The 21,355-nt window shown below is 50.3% G+C and carries 11 protein-coding genes; 5 read left to right on the top strand and 6 right to left on the bottom strand.

Features of this window, described 5'->3' with window-relative positions:
- Positions 1-38: 38 nt before the first annotated feature.
- The gene (locus tag HMPREF3047_RS04395) at positions 39-1,412 is read right to left on the bottom strand and encodes an FAD-binding oxidoreductase (protein WP_070712305.1); all 1,374 of its coding nucleotides are present in this window, start codon (positions 1,410-1,412) and stop codon (positions 39-41) included.
- Positions 1,413-1,507: 95 nt separating this feature from the next.
- Positions 1,508-1,762, bottom strand: coding sequence for a hypothetical protein (locus HMPREF3047_RS04390; RefSeq protein WP_070585776.1), 255 nt, complete (start codon positions 1,760-1,762; stop codon positions 1,508-1,510).
- 508 nt (positions 1,763-2,270) lie between these two features.
- On the opposite strand from HMPREF3047_RS04390, the gene HMPREF3047_RS04385 reads away from it, so the two are divergent.
- The 4 genes from HMPREF3047_RS04385 (at position 2,271) to HMPREF3047_RS04370 (ending at position 12,181) form a co-directional block, all read left to right on the top strand.
- Entirely contained in the window at positions 2,271-2,753 is a 483-nt protein-coding gene (locus HMPREF3047_RS04385; protein WP_070585775.1) for an FKBP-type peptidyl-prolyl cis-trans isomerase, read from the top strand.
- Between the two features lie 217 nt (positions 2,754-2,970).
- Positions 2,971-7,257: a 1,4-alpha-glucan branching protein GlgB gene (gene glgB / locus HMPREF3047_RS04380; protein WP_070712304.1), complete on the top strand. Its 4,287-nt coding sequence runs from the start codon at positions 2,971-2,973 to the stop codon at positions 7,255-7,257.
- 144 nt (positions 7,258-7,401) lie between these two features.
- Positions 7,402-9,387 (top strand): glycogen debranching protein GlgX, encoded by a 1,986-nt coding sequence (glgX, locus tag HMPREF3047_RS04375; RefSeq protein WP_070712303.1) that lies wholly within the window; start codon positions 7,402-7,404, stop codon positions 9,385-9,387.
- Between the two features lie 313 nt (positions 9,388-9,700).
- Positions 9,701-12,181, top strand: coding sequence for a glycogen/starch/alpha-glucan phosphorylase (locus HMPREF3047_RS04370; protein WP_070712302.1), 2,481 nt, complete (start codon positions 9,701-9,703; stop codon positions 12,179-12,181).
- A 128-nt stretch (positions 12,182-12,309) separates the two neighbouring features.
- Here HMPREF3047_RS04370 and HMPREF3047_RS04365 read toward each other — a convergent pair whose 3' ends face one another.
- From HMPREF3047_RS04365 to ribBA, 4 genes are all read right to left on the bottom strand, one after another.
- Entirely contained in the window at positions 12,310-13,803 is a 1,494-nt protein-coding gene (locus HMPREF3047_RS04365; protein WP_070712301.1) for a surface lipoprotein assembly modifier, read from the bottom strand.
- 217 nt (positions 13,804-14,020) lie between these two features.
- Positions 14,021-14,989: a Slam-dependent surface lipoprotein gene (locus HMPREF3047_RS04360; RefSeq protein ID WP_070712300.1), complete on the bottom strand. Its 969-nt coding sequence runs from the start codon at positions 14,987-14,989 to the stop codon at positions 14,021-14,023.
- A gap of 281 nt (positions 14,990-15,270) precedes the next feature.
- Positions 15,271-18,909, bottom strand: coding sequence for a TonB-dependent receptor domain-containing protein (locus HMPREF3047_RS04355; protein ID WP_070712299.1), 3,639 nt, complete (start codon positions 18,907-18,909; stop codon positions 15,271-15,273).
- 254 nt (positions 18,910-19,163) lie between these two features.
- A complete protein-coding gene (ribBA, locus tag HMPREF3047_RS04350) occupies positions 19,164-20,504 on the bottom strand; it encodes a bifunctional 3,4-dihydroxy-2-butanone-4-phosphate synthase/GTP cyclohydrolase II (protein ID WP_070712298.1) in 1,341 nt (446 codons plus the stop codon).
- A gap of 199 nt (positions 20,505-20,703) precedes the next feature.
- Here ribBA and HMPREF3047_RS04345 point away from each other — a divergent pair, with 199 nt between their 5' ends.
- Positions 20,704-21,306 carry a DUF4230 domain-containing protein gene (locus tag HMPREF3047_RS04345; RefSeq protein WP_070712326.1) on the top strand — a complete coding sequence of 201 codons (603 nt, stop codon included), beginning with the start codon at positions 20,704-20,706 and terminating at the stop codon, positions 21,304-21,306.
- Positions 21,307-21,355 lie beyond the last annotated feature (49 nt).

The following is a 21,355-nucleotide window of genomic DNA, read 5'->3' as shown; positions in this document are numbered from 1 at the left end:
AGGCCGTCTGAAATGTTTCAGACGGCCTTTTGTATTGGTTAATCCAAAGAAGGCAGGAGTTTGTCCGGATTCATAATGCCATAAGGGTCAAGCTGATTTTTGATGGCATGCATCAGAACGAGTTCGGCCTGCGTACGCACGCGGGGCAGCCAATGTTTTTTGATGATGCCTACGCCGTGTTCGGCGGCAATCGTACCGTGGCAGGTAAGGATGTTTTCATAAACAATGGTATTGACGGCGTCTTCGTATTGGTAGGCTTCATTGCTCAATACATTGGGCAGGAATGTATTGTAATGCAGGCTGCCGTCGCCTAAATGTCCGAAGCAAACAATTTGTATGCCGGGAAAGCGGGTTTCCAAGGCAGGGGCGCATTGGCGGACAAAGGCGGCCACTTGGGCGATAGGGATGGCGATATCGTGTTTGATGCTGGTGCCGAGTTTGCGTTGGGAAGCGGAAATATTTTCACGCAAGGTCCATAAGTCGGAGCGCTCTTGCTCGGATTGCGCTAAGATGCTGTTTTCCCATCCGTTTTGATAGAGAAATTCGGCAAGCTTTTCATCCAGTCCGGCATCGGGAACGGAATCTGCAAGTTCAATCAAAATATGCCATTCCGCATCGGCGGGCTTTTTGAGTTGGCTGAATTCCGAGGATAAATCGAGGGCAAAGTGGCTGATCAGCTCGAAGCTGGTCAAGCGTTCGGCAAAATGGCCTTGCCCCGCAGTCAAAAGCGAGACGGCGGATTCAATATCGTCTAAACCTACCCATGCGGTTGCTTTGGTTTTGGGCTGGGCAAAGAGTTTGAGTGTGGCGGCGGTAATGATGCCCAATGTTCCTTCGCTGCCGATAAAAAGATGGCGCAAGTCGTAGCCGGTCGTGTTTTTGTGTAGGGGCTGAAGATGGGAAACCAGTTCGCCGTTTGGTAAAACGACTTCCAAACCCAATACCAAATCACGCATGCTGCCATAACGCAAAACATTCAAACCGCCGGCATTACAGGCGATATTGCCGCCGATTTGGCAAGAGCCTTCGCTGGCAAGGCTGAGCGGAAACAGTCGTCCGGCTTCGGCTGCCGCCTTTTGAGCATTTTGCAAAATCACGCCAGCTTCAACCGTCATGCTGTTGTCGGCAAGGTTGATATCGCGGATGCGGTTGAGCTTGGAGAGATTGAGCAGTACGCCTTCGGTGGTTACTGTTCCACCGCATAATCCGGTATTGCCGCCTTGCGGGGTGACGCGGATGCGGTTTTCAAAACAGAAACGCATGATTTTCTGCACGCTCTCGATAGAGTTCGGCTGTAAGACAATATCCGGCGAAGAAACAAAACGGCGGCGTTGGTCGTTTAACAAGGCCGGAGTGGCTTCGATGATTTCAGAGGCGGAAAGAAACTCAGCAAAACGGTTGTGAAGGTGCATGGCGGTCAGGTGGAAAAATCGGGAAGGGGAGTGTGAGGAATGTAAAAAAGCAGGATACGCAATGGTATCCTGCTTTTCTTATATTCAAAAGAATATTATTTAGCAGCTTCAGAAGCGGCAGAAGCAGCGGCTTCAGCAGCAGATGCAGCAGCTTCAGTAGCAGAAGCAGCGGCTTCAGTAGCAGCAGCTTCGGTAGCTTCAGCAGCAGAAGCAGCAGCTTCAGTAGCAGAAGCAGCGGCTTCAGAAGCAGCAGATGCGGCAGAAGCAGCAGTTTCAGCAGCTTTATCAGCACCGCCACAAGCGGCCAAAGCTAAAGACAACAAAGCAGCAGCGAACAGAGATTTTTTCATTTTTGAGGACCTTTTTTTAAATCGATTTAAACTAAAAATAGCCGTCAAACGGCCTATACAGTAGAAATTCATTGCTGAATTTTCGTTATTATGCCCCACGGGGTTGGTCAATGCAACGTTGCTTAACCGTTTGCATACTAAAATCAATACAAAATTAGCGAAAATAATGTAAATCAGGAGGGCAGGTAAAAAATCATCTAAAAATATTCATAATTAATGAAAATTTTAAAAATCATTTTTATTCAATGGCTTGATTATTTTTAACTGTTGTCGGTTTTAAGGGTTTGGAATGATTTTGCGTTTGGGGAATTTTTTGTAATTTAGCAACTTTGTGTTGTGAAAAAGCAACTTTTATGGATTGGAATCATTCAATTTTATTTTTTATATGGACTTTTTCGGTTTTGTTGTGTTCGCCAAAAGTATTTGTTTAAGGTAAACCGATTGTTTAGTTACAGCTGTGATAGAATAGCCTGAACCTGACTTTTAAATATTGATTAAGGACTACATGATGTCTATTGTTAAAAATTCCGTAGTTTCCCTGCATTATGAAATGTACGATGCAAACAACCAGTTGTTGGACAAAACCGAAGAGCCGATTGCTTACCTGCATGGCGGTTATGACGGTATTTTCCCTTTGGTGGAAGAAGCGTTGCACGGCAAAAATGTAGGTGATACCGTTGAAGTGGCTTTGTTGCCTGATGATGCTTTCGGCGAGCAAGATCCTGAGCTGGTACGCATTGAAGATGTAGGTGTATTCCCTGTTGAAGTTGAAGTCGGCATGATGTTTGAAGCCGATGATCCGGAAACAGGCGATGTATTGATTTATCGTGTAACCGATGTTGCCGACGGTAAAGCCGTAGTGGACGGCAACCATCCTTTGGCCGGTATGAAAGTATTGTTCAAAGCGACTGTTGAAGGTGTACGCGATGCGACTGAGGAAGAAATTGCCCACGGTCACGTACATGGCCCGCACGGTCATCACCACCACTAATCAGGCTTGAAACATGATAAAGGCCGTCTGAAAAGGAATGAAACCTTCCTTTTCAGACGGCCTTTAAGTTTTTACAAGACAGATAAATAGGAAATTTTGGCGCAGGTCAAATCAAACAGGGAAATATGGATTTTGTTAGAGACTACAATGAATTACATATAACGGTGCGACAAAATCTGTATTAAGATTCAGATATTGGTAAAACAGGCAGAATGCAATGAGTGAGACATTGGAGCAGCAGGCTCTAGAGGCCGGTATTGATTTAGGCTACTACGACATCAACGGTACATATCATGCGACCCAACCTGAAGTTTTGGAATCGATTGTTGCTGTTTTGGACAAAAGCAAACCGGATTCAGACGGCCTTTATCTGAATACGATGGTCGCGCATGAAAACGGCGAAGAATCTTTACAGATGCCGTCTGAATTTCATGGTGCGGAAGCGGTCGTATTGATTGATGAGGCGGATGAGTACCAGACCTTGACTTTATATCCGGGTGACAACGATACGCTTTGGATTAAGCTGCCCCAACTGGCTTGCGGTTATTACACTTTGTCGGCCGAGACCGGCGGTAAATGTTGCCTTGTACGCCTGATTGTTGCGCCTGAATCGGTTTACCAACCCAAACTGCTTGCCAATGGCGGACGGATGAATGGTTTGACCATGCATTTGTACAGCCTGCGTTCCGAGCGCAACTGGGGCATAGGCGACTTTACCGATTTGCTGAACCTGATGAAATATGCGGCGGAGAAAAAGCTGGATTTTGTCGGTATCAACCCTTTGCATGCCTTGTTTACCAGCAAACCTGCCTTTGCCAGCCCGTATAGCCCTTCTTCGCGCGAATGGCTCAATCCCATTTATTTGGATATCGAAAAAGTCGGTGCGTTTACTTATAACGAGCAACTGAAAAACTGGCTGGCACAACCGAAAATCCGTCAGCGCATCGCTGCTTTGCGTATCACGGAAACGGTGACTTATACGGCGGTTTGGGCATGCAAGCGTGATGCGCTACACATGGCGTTTAACGCGTTTGAACAGGATACCTGCGAAGCTGCGGCAAATGAACGCGCTGCATTTGAAGCATTTGTATTAGAAAAAGGCGAGGCTTTGCAGGGCTTCGGTTTGTTTGAGGCTTTGGACCAGTATTACAGCCGTCCCGGACAAGTGGGTTGGCAGTCATGGCCGTCTGAATTTCATCAGCCTGATGGCGAAGCAGTAGAAAAATTCGCGCGCAGTCATGAGCGGGAAATCCGTTTTTATATGTGGCTGCAATGGCTTTGCGCGGAGCAGTTGCGCGAAGTCAACCAAGCCGCTGCCGAATACGGTGTCAAACTCGGTATTTACGGCGATTTGGCGGTCGGCGTGGCGCGAGGCAGCGCGGATACTTGGTTAAACCGCCAAGATTATTGTATGGACGTATCGGTCGGTGCGCCGCCCGATCCTTTAGGGCCGACAGGGCAGAATTGGAATTTGCCGCCGCTTAATCCGTTAATGTTGAAGCATACGGGCTATGAAAAATTTGCCCATCTGTTGCGCGAAAACATGCGCCTGTATGGCGTGTTGCGGATTGACCATGTGATGGCATTGTGTCGTTTGTGGTGGGTTTTAAACGATAAAACAGCGGATTTCGGCGCATATGTGCATTACGATGCCGAAGTGACTTTCGCCATTTTGGCATTGGAAAGCCGGCGCAACCGTTGCGTCATCATCGGCGAGGACTTGGGGACGGTACCCGATCAAGCGCGTTATCTGCTCAACCGCTATCAAGTGTTCTCTTACAAGGTCATGTATTTCAGCAAAGGCTGGAACGGTTTTCAATTACCTGAAGAATACCCCGAGCAGGCGATTACGGTCATCAGTACCCACGATGTTGCGCCCTTGGCGGGCTATTGGACAGGCAAAGATTTGGATACGATGTTCAAACTCGGTACTTTGCCTGATGCAGCCGCTTTTCAGACGGCCTTGGATGAACGCGAACACGATAAAGCCGATTTGCTGGATAAATTGAAATATACCGGCTGTCTGGGTGCAGACGTACAAATGCCGGCAAAAGCCGATGAAACCTTGCTGGCGGCTTTGCACAAATACGGCGCATTGAGCCGCAGCAAGCTTTACGCAGTACAACTGGAAAACCTGCTGGGCGTCATTGACAATCTGAATGTCCCGGGTGTAACCGAAGGCTATCCGAACTGGGCGCAAAAAATGCCGGTTTCTTTGGAAGATTTCCTACAACACCGCCTCATGGGCGGCCAACTTGCCATTATTGACGAGGTACGCATGAAAACAAACAGCCAAATCAAGACTTATCATGAACTTGACCAAATCGAGCGCGATACGGTCGAAAGCCTGTTTCTTGCCACCCACAGCGACTTGTTCGCTTATCTGGGACGACACCGCCTTGCAGAGGGCGATGAAGTGGTGCGCGTTTTAATTCCCGGTGCAGTAAGCGTGGATATTGTGAACCGCCACAGCGGTGAACTCATCGTGCCGTCTGAAAAAATTGATGAACGCGGTTTCTTTGTGGCCGTTTTGCCCGATGATGCGCCCGATTACGCTTTGAGTATCCGTTATACCGAAGATTCCGAGCCTGTGATTGAAGAAGACCCTTATCATTTCAGCTCTGCATTGCAAGATATGGATTCTTGGCTGTTGGCAGAAGGTAAGCACCTGCGTCCTTATGAGACTTTAGGCGCGCATTTTGCCGAGTTGGACGGCGTGAAGGGCGTACGTTTTGCTGTATGGGCGCCAAATGCGCAACGCGTTTCCGTTATCGGCGAGTTCAACAACTGGGACGGCCGCCGCCATGTGATGCGTTTCCACCGCGACAACGGCATTTGGGACATCTTTATTCCTGCCGTCAAACTCAATGCCCTCTACAAATTTGAAATCCGCGATGCCAACGGCGATGTGCGCGAAAAAGCCGACCCGTATGCTTTCGGTGCGGAACTGCGCCCGACCACGGCATCTATCGTGCGCGGTTTGCCTGACGAAGTGGAAGAACCGGCCTTCCGCGCCCGTGCCAACGCCATTGATGCGCCGATCAGCATTTATGAAGTGCATTTGGGTTCGTGGAAACGCAATCCGGAAAACAATTTCTGGCTGACTTACGAAGAGCTAGCCAAAGAATTGGTGGCATACGTTAAAGACATGGGTTTTACCCATATCGAGTTCTTGCCCGTTTCCGAATATCCGTTTGACGGCTCATGGGGCTATCAGGCAACCGGTTTGTATGCGCCGACCAGCCGTTTCGGTTCGCCGGAAGAATTGCGCGCATTGATTAAAGCCGCACACGACGAGGGTATCAGCGTTATCCTCGACTGGGTGGTCGGCCATTTCCCAACCGACGACCACGGCCTGGCCAAGTTTGACGGCACCGCGCTGTACGAACACGCCGACCCGCGCGAAGGCTACCACCAAGACTGGAACACCCTGATTTACAACTTTGGTAGAAACGAAGTGAAAAACTTCCTGCAAGGCAATGCTTTGTATTGGATAGAGCGTTTCGGCTTTGACGGTATCCGCGTTGATGCGGTAGCTTCGATGATTTACCGCAACTACTCGCGCAAAGACGGCGAGTGGATTCCGAACCAATACGGCGGCCATGAAAACCTTGAAGCCATCGCTTTCCTGCGCGATACCAACACCATGTTGAAAGAGGAAGTTCCGGCTGCGACTGAAATTGCTGAAGAGTCTACTTCATTCGCCAATGTAACCCGTCAAGAAGGTTTGAACTTCAGCTTCAAATGGAATATGGGCTGGATGAACGATACCTTACGTTACATGATGGAAGACCCCATTAACCGCAAATATCACCACAACAAAATGACCTTCGGCATGATGTACCAGTACAGCGAAAACTTTGTGCTGCCGCTTTCTCACGACGAAGTCGTGCACGGCAAACGTTCGCTGCTCGGACGTATGCCCGGCGACTGCTGGCAACAATTTGCCAGCCTGCGCGCCTACTACGGCTTTATGTACGGCTTCCCCGGCAAAAAACTCTTGTTTATGGGCAGCGAGTTTGCACAAGGCCGCGAGTGGAACTACAACGAAGGACTGGATTGGTTCTTGCTGGAGCAAGAAGGCGGCTGGCACAAAGGCGTACAAGACTTTGTGCGCGAATTGAACCATGTCTATAAAGACACCGCGCCGCTTTACCAGCTTGACCAATGGCCGGAAGGTTTCGAATGGCTGGTTGCAGATGACGGCGACAATTCCGTATTCGTCTTCGAGCGACGCGACCGCGAAGGCAACCGCGTTATCGTGATCAGCAACTTCACGCCAGTAGTACGCGAAGGCTATCGCTTCGGCGTAAATTCTGCCGGCGAATACCGCGAAATTCTCAATTCAGACGACCTGCATTACAAAGGCAGCGGCGTTTCTGCCGGCGCAACGGTGAAGACAGAAGAAGTTTGGTCGCATGGCAAACCAAATTCCCTGTCTGTGACCGTGCCGCCGTTGGCAACTGTTTACCTGTATCAGGCGGCAGTCAAAGACGAAGCGTAAATCAACTTGAGGGTGGGCATCATGCCTGCCCAATCAGCTGAAAATTAAAAGATAGTGGTATCAATATGACTCAAGGCCGTCTGAAAGATTTTCAGACGGCCTTATATTGGACACGAAACCAAATTCATACCAAGGAATCATTCTATGTCTGCCAAATCATGGCATATCGAGGAAGGCAAGCCTTATCCCATGGGCGCGACCCTGACAAGCAAGGGCGCGAATTTTACCTTGTTTTCCATCAATGCCGAAAAGGTCGAATTGTGTCTGTTTGATAAGGATAAAGAAACCCGTTTGGAGATGCCTTCGCGGCGCGGTTCGGTATTTTACGGATTTGTGCCGGACGTTAAGGCAGGGCAGCGATACGGTTTCCGCGTGTATGGACGTGAAAACGCAGAATACGGCTCATGTTTCAATCCCAACAAATTGCTGATTGACCCGTATTCCAAAAAAATTGACGGCAAACCAAGCTACCGTAACGCCGAAGAAATGGCATGGTTCAGGCCGGAAGATGAACGCGACAATGCCGCCGTTGCGCCCAAAAGCGTCGTGGTCGGACGCAGCCGATTCAATTGGGCCAAAGATTGCCGTCCGGAAATACCTTGGGGAAAAACCGTTATTTATGAAGCTCATGTCAAAGGGTTGACCAAGCAATTCCCCGATTTGAAGTACGCAGGCACTTATAAAGCCTTGTGCGATAAACGGGTTTTAGCCTATTTGCAAGAATTGGGGGTAACGACGGTCGAGCTGCTGCCGATTCATTTTCATCTGGATGAATACCATCTTCAGCAGATGGGCTTGAGCAACTATTGGGGCTACAACACTTATTCCCATTTTGCCGTCGAGCCGTCTTATGCCGACAATCCCGAACGTGCGGCGGCGGAATTTAAACAAGCGGTCAAAGCCCTGCATCAGGCAGGTTTAGAAGTGATTTTAGATGTCGTGTACAACCACACGGCCGAGCAGGACGACAAAGGCCCGATGCTGTGTCAGCGAGGTATCGACAACACCTTATGGTATTGGCACACCCCTTACGGCAATTATGAAAACTGGTCGGGTTGCGGCAATACGCTCAATATTGTCCGGCGCGACGTTACCCGTTGGGCGGCAGACAGCCTGCGCTATTGGGCTGAAGAGTTTCATATCGACGGCTTCCGTTTCGATTTGGGAACCGTATTGGGACGCGAGCCTGATTTCCAATCGTACGGCCGTTTTTTCCAAGTCCTGTATCAAGACCCTGTGTTGGCCGGTTTGAAACTGATTGTCGAAGCATGGGATATAGGCGAGGGCGGCTATCACTTGGGCAATTTCCCGCAACCTTTTGCCGAATGGAACGGCCGTTTCCGCGATGACATGCGTGCGTTTTGGTCATGGGAAAGCGGCAATTTGGGCGCATTTGCCGAACGCTTGGCCGGGTCGTCCGATATTTTCAACCACAGCGGCCGCCACCCGTCCGCCAGCATCAACTTCATTACTGCACACGACGGCTTCACTCTGCGCGATTTGGTCAGCTATAACGAAAAACACAACGAAGCCAACGGCGAAAACAACCGCGACGGGCATAATGAAAACATCAGCTACAACCACGGCGTAGAAGGCGAAACCGATGATGAAGAGGTGTTGCTCAACCGCGAATACACTTCTAAAGCGCTACTTGCCTCCTTGTTTTTATCCAACGGTACGCCCATGCTTTTGGCAGGCGATGAGTTCGGCAACAGTCAGCAAGGCAACAACAACAGCTACTGCCAAGATAATCCGATTACATGGTTGGATTGGCAAAATGAGCCCCATGAGTTGCAAAATTACACTCAAGCGCTGATACGCGTACGCAGCCAAATCAAGCTGCTGACAGATGATTGCTGGTGGGAAAAAGAGCGTGTGCAATGGCTCAATGCGGACGGTAGTCCGATGACCGAATATTGTTGGCACAACAGGGGCAGCAAGGCGATTCAGGTTGTTTTGGACGATGAATGGCTGCTGTTGGTCAATGCCAAACGTAGTCGTCAGTTATTTAACCTGCCTCAAGGCAATTGGGAAATTTCTTGCGTACCATCTGAGAAATTTAATTACGAAGAGGCTGGAAAATGTGTTGTCGAACACATGGGGATTTGGGTTTTACATAAAACGAATTAAATGAAAACCAAGCCGTTATTGTGTTAACTCTTTGATATTTCGTCTGTATCCGTTGGACCGAAGCTTGCATGGCATAAATGGAAATGCTGATGAGATGATGAGTGGTTTAATTTGTAATTAAATGTTTTATAAAGAAAAAATAATACGGATTTGAATCTTTCAGTTATAATCCGTATCAAACCTGAAACAAACCTACCTATAAATTTTTCAGACGGCATTTATACTTCTTCAGGCCGTCTGAAAACTGAATGACGTTGTTTCTATAACCCATCAGGCGCGTTGTCCAAGTGCCTCAAATGAAAGAAAGGCTTCCATGGCTAAGCAAAAACTCCCCATCTCCGGCTACGATTACGTTATGCCCAAACCGGATGCAGAAACCATCCGCAAGTCCATTGTTTACAAGTTGATTTTCATCTTGGGCGTAGATCCGAAGGAGGCAACTTCACACCAATGGCTCAACGCCGCCATGCTTGCCGCGCGTGACCTGATTGCGGAAGATTTCCTCAAAACACGCCGCGCCCACATCGACAACAGCAAACGCATGGTTTATTACCTGTCTATGGAATTCCTGCTCGGCCGTTCGTTTGTCAACGCGCTGATTAACGAAGGCGTTTACGCCGAATTTGAAGAAGCCTTCAAGCAACTGGGCAAAGAATTTGCCGATGTCTGCGAACAAGAAGAAGATCCAGGTTTAGGTAACGGCGGTTTGGGCCGTCTTGCCGCCTGCTTCCTCGACTCTTTGGCAACCCTGCGCATTCCGGCCATGGGCTACGGCATCCGTTACCAATACGGTATGTTCAAACAAGAAATCGTGGATGGACAACAAGTTGAAAAACCCGATTTGTGGCTCGACCAAGATTTGGCATGGCAATTTGCCCGTCCGAACAAACAATATTCCGTCCGTTTCGGCGGTCAAGTATTGAACTTGGGCGACAAAAAAGAATGGCAGCCGAGCGAAGAAATTTCCGCTTGGGCATACGATGAAATCATTCCGGGCTATGGCGGCGAATGTGCCAACCCATTGCGCTTGTGGACCGCACACGCAGGCAACCTGTTTGACCTTGCCGACTTCAACCGAGGCGACTATGCCTCTGCCGTTCGCGCACAAAACAGCGATGAAAACATCTCACGCGTCCTGTATCCGAACGACTCTACCGATTCCGGCCGCGAATTGCGCCTGAAGCAAGAATACTTCTTGGTTTCCGCTTCCGTTCAAGACATCGTTGCACGTCACAAATGCCGTTTCCCAAGCATCCGCACTTTGGCGGACGAAGTCGCCATCCATTTGAACGACACCCATCCGGTGCTCGCTATTCCAGAATTGATGCGCATCCTGATTGACGAAGAAGGCATTGCGTGGACCGAAGCATGGAATATGTGCTGTAAGATTTTCTCTTACACCAACCACACACTGATGAGCGAAGCCTTGGAAACTTGGCCGGTCGATTTGATGGGCCGTCTGCTGCCACGCCACTTGGACATCATCTTTGAAATCAACGCCTACTTCCTCAATGCCTTACGCGCCATCGGTAACTTCGACGACGACTTTGTCCGTCGCGTATCCATCATCGACGAAACCCACGGCCGTCGCGTCCGCATGGCATGGCTTGCCGTGATCGGTTCGCACAAAGTCAACGGCGTGGCCAAAATCCACTCCGATTTGATGACCACATCCATCTTTGCCGACTTCGCCAAAGTATTCCCAGAACGCTTTACCAATGTAACCAACGGCGTAACCCCGCGCCGCTGGATTAACATCGCCAACCCGGGCTTGACCAAATTCTTGGACAAACATCTGGGCGACGAAGACTGGCGTCTGCATTTGGACAACCTGACCAAGCTCAACGATAAAGTGGACGATGCTTCCGTACAGGCAGAATTCGGTGAAGTGAAAAAAGCCGCCAAAGAGCGCCTTGCTAAATACATCGAAACCGAGCTGGGCATCAAAGTTAATACCGATGCACTTTTCGACATCCAAATCAAACGTATCCACGAGTACAAACGTCAAGCATTGAACGTGATGCACATCGTCGACCGCTACAACAAAATCCTGGAAAACCCGGATTTCGATTGGCAGCCGCGCGTGTTCATCTTTGCCGGTAAAGCCGCTTCCGCCTATTACATGGCGAAGAAAATCATCCGATTGATTAACGACGTTGCCAAAGTCATCAATAACGACACCCGTATCCGCGACCTGATTAAAGTCGTTTACATCCCGAACTACAGCGTCAGCCTTGCCCAAATCATCATTCCTGCTGCCGATTTGCACGAACAAATCTCACTGGCAGGTACAGAAGCATCCGGTACCAGCAACATGAAATTTGCCCTCAACGGCGCAATCTGCATGGGTACGCTGGACGGCGCGAACGTTGAGATTTTGGAAAAAGTCGGCGCGGACAACTGCTATATCTTCGGTAACACCGTAGAACAAGTCGAAGAAATCCGCCGCAACGGTTACGACCCGTTGAGCTATATCGAGCGAGACAGCGACCTGCGCCGCGTCGTCAACCAAATCAGCCAAGGCACTTTCTCTCCGGAAGAGCCAAACCGCTACAACGACGTGTTGCAACCATACGGCGACTTCTATCAGCTGATGGCGGATTTCCGCAGCTACATCGATACGCAATACAAAGCGGACGAACACTACCGCAACGTATCCGCATGGCGCAAATCAGCCTTGATCAACATCGCCAACATGGGCTTCTTCTCATCCGACCGCTCCATCGCCGACTACTGCCGCGATATTTGGTACATCAAACCATTGAGCGAAAAAGAATTGCCCGGCAAAAATTAAGCGTTGAGCAGATAGCGAAAGCCGATACATCGGGAAGGTGTATCGGCTTTTTTCAGACGGCATGATATAGAAACGAGTAAAACAGTATGGTTGTATCGCTGTTTTAGGGTATTGCTAAATGACTCAATTTAAAATCGGTATTTAAAATTTAGTAGCCATTCATTCTGACGGTAGCGGTAATGTGCTGTATTGCTATGGGAGATTGAGCGTCTAAAACGAAATTCAGGATACACACCTTTAAGGTTCCACTGCGGAAAGCCTACAGCGGCTATCATGATGTATTGATTGTCGCGCCGCCGTCTGTTGTCGCTGACAAAACTTGCAGCGTCATAAAGACTGCGGCGATGGAGCAGAATGGCGTTGAGATAAGTACCGCTTGAAAAAAAACTATATGCGCCCAGCCGTGTTGCATATTCCTTGCTGGAAGAAGATTTTTCGGGATAGGCTTTGCGTGTTGCATCAAAATTGGCGAACAGACCGCTTTGGGGTGTGAGAGAAAATTCTGCCCCTACGCCCAGTTCGTATTGCTTATAGTCGGCAAAATAATCTTTGTTTTGCCCACTGTATCCGGTCTTTTTTGCTCCGGCATGTGAGTTAATGCGCCAGCGAGGGGAGAGTGTGCGTGACCAGTCAACATCCGCGCCCCATGCGCGGTAGTGGGTGTGGCGGTTGCGGAAGTCGTATTCGAAATAGGGCAGCAGGGAAAAGGAGGAGCGTGCGTCGGCATAGGCGTATCCCGCGTACAGCGAACCGTTGTGATAGCCGTAATCCGGCATGGCCGCCGAATCTTTGTCTTTTTCCGTGTAGCGGTTGCCGTACAGCACACTGCGCACCTGTACACCGTGATGCCCTTTGAGCGGGACGGTTTTTTCGGTGGTCGCGCTATAGGATAAGAAGGTTGAATCCGTTGGCGCAGGCAGGGTGCGCTCCATCAGGCACATGTCCGCGATTTCCCACACGCATTGGTTGATGCCGTTGCCTTGGTTTACATTGCTGTTGTAGCCGTAGCCTAGGCTGATTTGGCCGTGCCAGCGGCGGCGTTTGCCCAGTTCGGACAGGTAGTTTTCCACGATGGGGTGGGTTTCAGCAGGAATATCCGTTTTCAGAACTTTCTCAAACGCGGCGACGGACTCTTTGTTTTGGTTGTCTTCGGCATAAAACCGCCCCGCTTCGAGCAGCAGGCGGGGGTTGTCGGGTTCGGCTTCCAAGGCCGTCTGAAAACTGTTCTCCGCCGCGCGAGAATCCCCTTCGGCCCGTTTTTGCAGCGCATCGGCCAAATGAATCAGCGCGGGTTTGTGCTGCGGCAGTTTGGCGTAGCGGGCGGCAAACTGTCGCACCTTGTGCCACTGTCGCGCGTTTAGGGCGTGGTAAATCGCACTTTCCAGTTCTTCCGCCGTATCGCCGACTTGGTAGATTTCACCATCTATCGAAATATAGCCGTTGTTTTCTTCCACTTTCTCGCGGGCCTGTTCCGTGTCCAGCCAGTCACTTTCTCGATATTGCTGCGTTTGGCGGCTGCTCTCATCCAGCAGGCGGCGGCGTTCGTCCGCGGCATCGTCGGACGGGGCGGCAAGGCAGACCGTACAGAGCGGCAGGAAAAGCAGGCAGAGGCGGTGTTTCATGAGATAGGGTCCTTGGGGCGGAGAGGCCGTCTGAAAGAAGTAAAGCAAAAATTCTGCGAGATAATGCAGGTTTGCACGGCACTTCAGAAACAGGTCAGCCGCAGTATATTTATGCCTACTGCGGCTGTAGTTAAAAAATGGCGGTTTACCTGATTGCGGGAACGGACGGCCAAACGCCGAAAACACTGGCATTCCCTAATCGCGTAAGCAGACAAGGCTATTTTTTCGCACCGCCGAAGGCTACGTCGTCGCCTTTGTTGTTGTCAGTTCCGCGAGTGGCATAGCCTGCCATGGCTGCCGCGCCATTGCCGTAGAATTGTCCGATAATGCCTTCGTTATTTCGTCCCTTAATACTGTTGAATGTACCTTTTGAATTGATAATTTCAACACCGTTAAAGTTCAAATCCCTATCACCTGCGCGTTTTAGTGCTCCGCTCATAGAACCTTTGTCGCTCGTGCCGAATGTGGCTTTGATTTCACCAGTATAGAAATCGTTTTTGCCCGGCGTGTGCTTGTTGATGCCGACAACATTATAGGTGGCGGTAGCTAAGCCCGTAGTGTTTTTAGTCGGATTCTCACCCACAAACCAAACCGTGCGGTTGCCGTCGTTCATATTTAAATCAGTGCTGTTGGTAATCTGATTGCTGTTGCCTTTGCGCGGCGCCCATTCGCCGAAGAAGACGTTGGTTGCCGCAGTCGGCACTTTGGCAAAGGTCATGCCGCCGAATTTCGGTGCCTTTTTCAACAAACCTGCTTCAGACAATTCCGCCATTTGGCGCACGCTGAACACTTCGGTGTTGTTGGCGCGTTTTTCATACCACACTTGGCCGAGTTTTTCCGAGCTGAACCAGCCCAATACGGGATTTACGTCGCTGGGCGTGAGGTATCTTGGATTGGCCGCACCGTTTACATTGACGTTCTGATTGCCGCCGTTGATGGGGGTTCTGCCGTATTTGTCGCGGATGCGTCTAGCTGGGCCGTTTTCCAAATTGACGGAGAAGGAATAGTTGCCGTCGGCGGCATTGCTGATGGCGATACCCGCACGTCCTGCACCGAAGGGGATAAGGCTGGAAGAGCCGACTTTGATTGCTTTGGTATTACTTGAATCACCTTGCACTTCAACCGCATAAGCAGAGCCGAAAGCGGCGGTCAGAAGGATGGCGAGGGTTAATTGTGATGCTTTCATAATTTTTCCTTTTAAAGAAAAGATATGATGGATACCGCTGTTTTGTCTTCAGCGGCAAAATGTATCGGCTGTTGCCGACAGGGTGCATATTAGTACGAATGCGAATAATAATCTAATTAAAACTCATTATTAAATATTGATTGTAGATTGCATTTGCCAATATTTTATTTTTAATATCATCGCATTATCATTCAATAAATACAAATATCATAGTAACGGTAACAGGCTGTAGCCGGCGGGCGGATTACTGCCCGTCGGCTGCAATATGATGCGGTCAAGCCCTAAAACCTGCCCTTGATGCCGAAGGTAATTGTCCTGCCCGGGCCGGGGACAGGGGTGCTGGACATCGGGTCTAAGTAATAACGGTTGGCAAGGTTAGTAACGCCGAAATTCAAGTCTATATGTTTCCCTATGCGGTAACGGGCATAGGCATCAAGCAGGGTGGCGGCGTGCCAGCTATAAGGCTTGCCGCTGCTGTCGTACACGTCGCCCACGCCCAAAGCCATCATGCGGGTGTAGTTTTTCCGATCCGCCTTGCTGTGATGGATGGCGCGCATGCCCAGTTCCAGTTTTTCATTAAAGAAGCGTGTACCGACATCGAGGGTAAGCGAATATTTCGGCTGCAAGGACTGGAAGAAGCGGCTGAGGCCGAAGCCGCCTTCAAGGCATTCGGGCACGCGTTGGTAGTAATAGTCGAATTTGAAGGCAGTACCCTTGTCGCACACCATATGTTTCAAGCGGTAAGTGCCACCGAGAGAGGCGAAGAAGCGGCCGTTGTCGAGACGGCTTTGCAGTTCTATTCCTTTGCTGATGGCTCTGTCGTATTGAATCATCCTTCCGTCCGAACTGGCGGTATCGATTTGGTTTTTGATTTTGTTGCTGTAATAAGTGAGGCGGATGTCGCCCTGGCGCAGCTTGGTGAAATGGGGGGCGAAATTGAAGTTGTAGCCGACTTCCCAGTTGGTACTGCGTTCCGGTTTGAGTGCATGTTCTGCTATATTGAAGTTGTCGAATAATCCGCCGCCGCCGGTGGCCGCACTCAACTCGTAGAGGCTGGGAAAACGGTTCATACGGGCATAGCGGGCGAAGATGCGGTGGTTGTCGGTAAGGTCGTAGCTGACCGACAACATGGGTGACCAGGAATGCGCGCGCTGTTCCTGCGGTATGCGCCAGCGTTCCGCGTCGCCGATTTGATGCCTAACCCAAGCAGTTTCATTATATTTTTCGGCATCCCACGTCAATACCTGATCATTATCATGTTCCGGCCTGCGGTATCTTAGGTTATCTAAATTCGAATAGCTGCGCTCCAATGTACCGCCGTTATGTTTAATATGATCCCCGGGGATATAGCGGTCGTAGCTTCCGCCTTTGCCCTGCGGGTTGTTTACCTTTTCACGGTACATTTCCGGCGTAACCTGTACTTTGCTTGCGTCGAAATTGCCGGAAACGACGGGAACAATCTGCTTGCGGCGCAGGACGTAGAGTACGTCTCTATCCTTATCGGCTTGGTGGCTATAGGCATAGCTGCCGTCGGCCCTGCCGTAGATGCGGGTTTTCCCAGAGGAGGAATCGCCGGGGGCGTAATCGTAGCCGTTTTTTTCTTTAAAGCGGCGGTTGAGGCGTTGATATTCCAGGTCTGCATTATATGTATTATTATCTCTATCAAAAATCTGCTCCATCCGCCGCTGGCTGGCAATATCTTCTTCGTCCGCCAATTCGTAATACGGCAGCATCAGGCCGGTAACATAACTTTCCAAGCCCAATCCGTACTGATACCAAGGGTTGCGTGCGGCACGCTGCCGCGCTAGTTCGATATTGCGCCCTTTGAAGTTTTGATAGCGCACGCCCGCCTGTATGTTCAGGCGGGAAGTCGGTTTCCAGTCGAACACCAGGTTCGCGCCCCATTCGCGCTTTTTCGCCGTCTGCGGGCCGGCCAAGCCCGCCATGCGGGTCATGATGCCGTAGAGGTTCATGATGTCGTCGCTGTCGGCGGTTTGCGTGCGCTCTTCCAGCGTTTCGCGCTGGTAGTCGGCGGCAAGGGTGAGGCTGAGTTTGTCGGAAAGGCGGAAGCGGTTGCTGAGGTTGAAGCCGTCGCGAACAACCTTGGTGCGCTGCTGGTTGCCGTGGACTATGGTGTAGTCGGGATGTTCTATACCGTAGCGTTCCTGATTGAGCTGTTGTTTGAGCTGCGCGAGGGTGGCTGGATCGCCTGTGAGATTGTTGGGAACGTCAGTGTAGATTTGATCATCGCCGGGATTGATTCGGTAGTAGCCGCCTGAATGGCCTATCCAGCGTTCGGCAATTTCGCGGTATTGTTCTTCATGTTCGGCCAGTTTTTGGGCAATCTGGCTTGGGTTGTTGTTCAGCAAGGGCAGGATTTCATCATGGTTACGCGCACTGCCGTATGGGGTTTCGCTCATGGCTTGTTCGCAGGTGCGGTTTGAAAACATCCTGGGGGAAGGCTTGCCGCGTATCCTGCACCAATACCAAATATCGTAGTCGTAATCGGGGACGGTAACACCGAGCGCGGGGCCTCCGCTTTGATAGCGGTCGCTATTGGTCTTTACCCGCCACATATCGGTTTGGAGGTCGATCCATTTATTGTTTTGCGGTTTCCATTCGTAGCCGAGCTTATAGGTTTTACTGTCGATTTTCGTGCCTATGCCCGGTGATTGTTGGACTGGCTCTTTATTTGAAGACAGTTCGCGCCAACTGAGTATCCATCCTGTTACAAACGGATTGATTTCGCCAAAGCCGATTTTGTTGTCCATATATTGCAGGCTGATTTTTTGGTTACCCGGCAGATACCAGTTGTTTTTCAGCAGCAGGGTTTTGGTGTCGGTGTAGCTGTTCATAATCTCTTCGCCCGGGCGGAATAGCATGGCCATATTGGGTATCAGGCTTTCAGCAGGCCTGCAAAGCAGGTCTTTTTCGCCCTGTGTTTTACCTGCATTGCGTTCATAACAGGATTCTGCCGCATAGGGTGGATTGTTGATATATTGCTGCCAACCGCGTTTGCCTGCGTAGTAGTTGCCTTTTTTGCGGTGGCTGTATGCGGCAAGGCCGTCTGTAATATCGGTTTTGAAGGCGGCGGACAACATCAGCTGCCTGTCGTCTTTGAAGTTGGTGTGGCTTTTGCCGCCCGAGTATTTGGTGTCGGCTATACCGGGATCGAGACGCAGGGAAGTGGGGGAAGGTTTGCCGCTGAGGATGGAGTTGGCATCAGAACTGCCGCCCGTGCCGTCCGCCGTCGCGCCTATGGGCGAGAGGGTGCGGTAGTCGCGGCCTAAGAATTGGCGCAAGTCGTTTTTCTGCGCTACGGTGTTGCCGGAAAACTCGGTTTTGACTTCGATTCCCCAGTTTTTGCCTTCGGGGATGATGTCGGCAGGTTCGATGGTACGGATCGACATCGCGCCGCCGACACCCGATTTCACGCCGCGCGTCATGGCGGGGCTTTTTTCCACGGCTATGCTGCGGAACAGGGCGGGGTCGAGGTAGTTGCGGTCGCCCACGCCGTAGTTGTTGAGCCAGACATCAACCGTTTGCTCCGTGCCGTCCAGCGTTACGGGGATGCGGCCTTTGCCGGTGATGCCGCGTATATTGGGCGTAATCGCGCCACCGGCGGTGCGGGTATTCATGTTGTACACGCCGTTTAAGCCTTTGAGTACGTCGCCGGCGGATTGGACACGGTAGCGTTCGAGGTATTCTTTGCCGACATAGGCGTTGGAGACGTTTTTGTAATACACATCGTCCGCGCCTTTTTGGTCGTTGGTACGTTTGCCACTGACAACAACGGTATCCAATTCTTGGTATTGTTCGGGTTGAGCTGAGGTTTCGATGACATTAGCAACGGTTAATGTACTGAATGCGCTGGCAAGGCTGAGAATGATTATTTTGGGTTTGGGAGTAAAAGCAGACATAGTTTCTCTTTGTTAAGAATTTAATATAAGAGGTTAAAATACTCTTTTATATAAAAAATATAAAATTTTTAAATATTATTAATATTTATATAATAATTGATTATTCTTATCATTATTGAAATAATCTAATAAATAGTCTTTTTCATCATAATTTTATTTGGATCATATTCAGATAAATAGAGATATGAAAAGGCCGTCTGAAAACTTTCAGACGGCCTTTTGTTTTATTTGCTTTGAGAATCAATCAAGCAAGATTATTTTTCAGCTTCTTCAAAGCCGACGACTTCGAGGCCGAAGCCGGTGAGGCCGGTGAAGGAGGAAGGCTGGCCGAGGACGCGCAGTTTTTTGACGTTGAGGCCGGCGAGGATTTGTGCGCCTATGCCGTAGCTTTTGCTGTCCCATTTGTAGGCTTGGTTTGCGCCTTTGGGCAGGGTGCGGTCGAGCAGGGTGGCGCCGTCTTCGGTACGGTGCAGGAGGATGACTACGCCGCTTTCGGCTTGTTGGATGCGCTCAAGGGCTTTGGGCAATGACCAGGAATGGCGCGGGTTGGCTTGGATGAAGTCCATCACGCTGAAGGGTTCGTGGACGCGGACGAGGGTTTCTTCGTCGGCGGTTGGTGTGCCTTTGACGAGGGCGAGGTGGGTTTCGCCGGAGAGTTTGTCGACGTAAACGTGTTGTTGGAACTCGCCCCACGGGGTTTGTACGGGTGCGTTGCCCATGTCTTCGAGCAGGCTTTCGGTACGGCTGCGGTATTCGATGAGGTCGGTAATGGTGCCGATTTTGAGATTGTGTTCTTCGGCAAATTTCATCAGTTCGGGCATACGCGCCATGGTGCCGTCGTCGTTGATGATTTCGCAGATGACGGCGGCAGGAATCAGGCCGTTCATTTGTGCCAGATCGACGCCGGCTTCGGTGTGTCCGGCGCGGACGAGTACGCCGCCTTTTTGGGCGCGCAGTGGGAAGATGTGGCCGGGTTGGACGATGTCTTCGGGTTTGGCGGATGGGGAAACGGCGGTTTGAATGGTCAGGGCGCGATCGGCGGCGGAAATGCCGGTGGTAATGCCGTGGGCGGCTTCGATGGAGACGGTAAAGTTGGTGCCGTATTGCGCGCCGTTTTTCTGGGTCATCATGGGCAGGCCGAGTTTTTCGACCATTTCGCCGTCCATCGGCAGGCAGACTAGGCCGCGTGCGTTTTTGATCATGAAGTTGATGGCTTCGGGGGTAACGAATTGGGCGGCCATCAGCAAGTCGCCTTCGTTTTCGCGGTCTTCGGCATCGGTGATGATGACCATTTTGCCGGCTTTGATGTCTGCTAGAATTTCAGGGATGGTGGAGATGTGGGACATGGTATTTCTTTCTTGGCTGATGGTGGGGGCGTGGCGGTCTTGATGGTCTTGATCCAGCCACATGTCAGGCATATTGGCTGCCTGCTCGATTTTTCGGGCTTTTTTCTCGCCGAAAGATTTGTTTTTCAGTAGGGCGGACAGCTCGCCTTGGTTGATGGCGATGGCTTGTGCAAACTTGGTTTGCTGGCCGTTGTGGTGTTGTGTTATCCATTGCCGCAGGTTGTGGCGGCGCAGGGCGGTGGGGGTCATGATGAGATGAAATTGAATTGTGTGTAATGAATTGTAGTCTTGTCTTTACCAAAAGGCAAATTTTGTTTGTTGAGATTTTGTTATTACTTTTTGGTAATAAGTTCTAATGTTTCAGACGGCCTGGGTAGGGCTTGAAATTGACGGTTTTGGGAGAATATGGGGAATGTTTTGATGATTATTTTAACGGGGGATGTTTGAAATGAAAATGTTTGGGCGCGGATTGGTCGTGCTGGTGTTGTGTGCGCTGACAGCTGTAAGCGGCTGGTTTTATGCCCGGCATGGTCAGAACGAAGAACATCAGGTTTTGTCCCGTGAGGGGGTTTTGATGCAGATTAAGCAGATGAACCGCTTGGAAAGTACGGCATTTTATATCGATACGATTATCCGTACGGAGAAAAAAGGGGATTGGCGCAGGCTGTGGCAGGATTCGCAAAGCGGTATTTTTATTGTGCGCGGTAAGGTGTTGGCCGGTTTGGATTTGGATAAGTTAGGCGCAGACAATGTCAATATTGTGGACGACAAAGTATTGATCAGCCTGCCGGCGGTGGAAATTTTGAGCGTGGATTTGGAAAATATCGAAGTGTACGATATTCAGACCGGCTCGTTTAATTTGCTGCCTATGGATAAGTCGGTATTTAAGACGGTGCAGGAAGAGGCGAAACGGCAGGTATTGCAAAGCGCGTGCAAGGCTGAGATTTTGGAACATGCCAACCGTCAGGCGCAAACGCAGTTGGAAAACCTGTTTGCATTGACGCAGACAAAAGTATCGGTGTATCCGGCTGCGGTAGGGAAATGCGGTTAAATAGATTACTTGAAAAGATAAGGCCGTCTGAAAAATTTTCAGACGGCCT

The organism is Neisseria sp. HMSC075C10 (genome assembly GCF_001815615.1).
In the GTDB taxonomy this organism is placed as follows: domain Bacteria; phylum Pseudomonadota; class Gammaproteobacteria; order Burkholderiales; family Neisseriaceae; genus Neisseria; species Neisseria subflava_A.
Note: the sequence above shows the minus strand (reverse complement) of the source record. Positions and strands in the feature narration are given on the sequence as shown.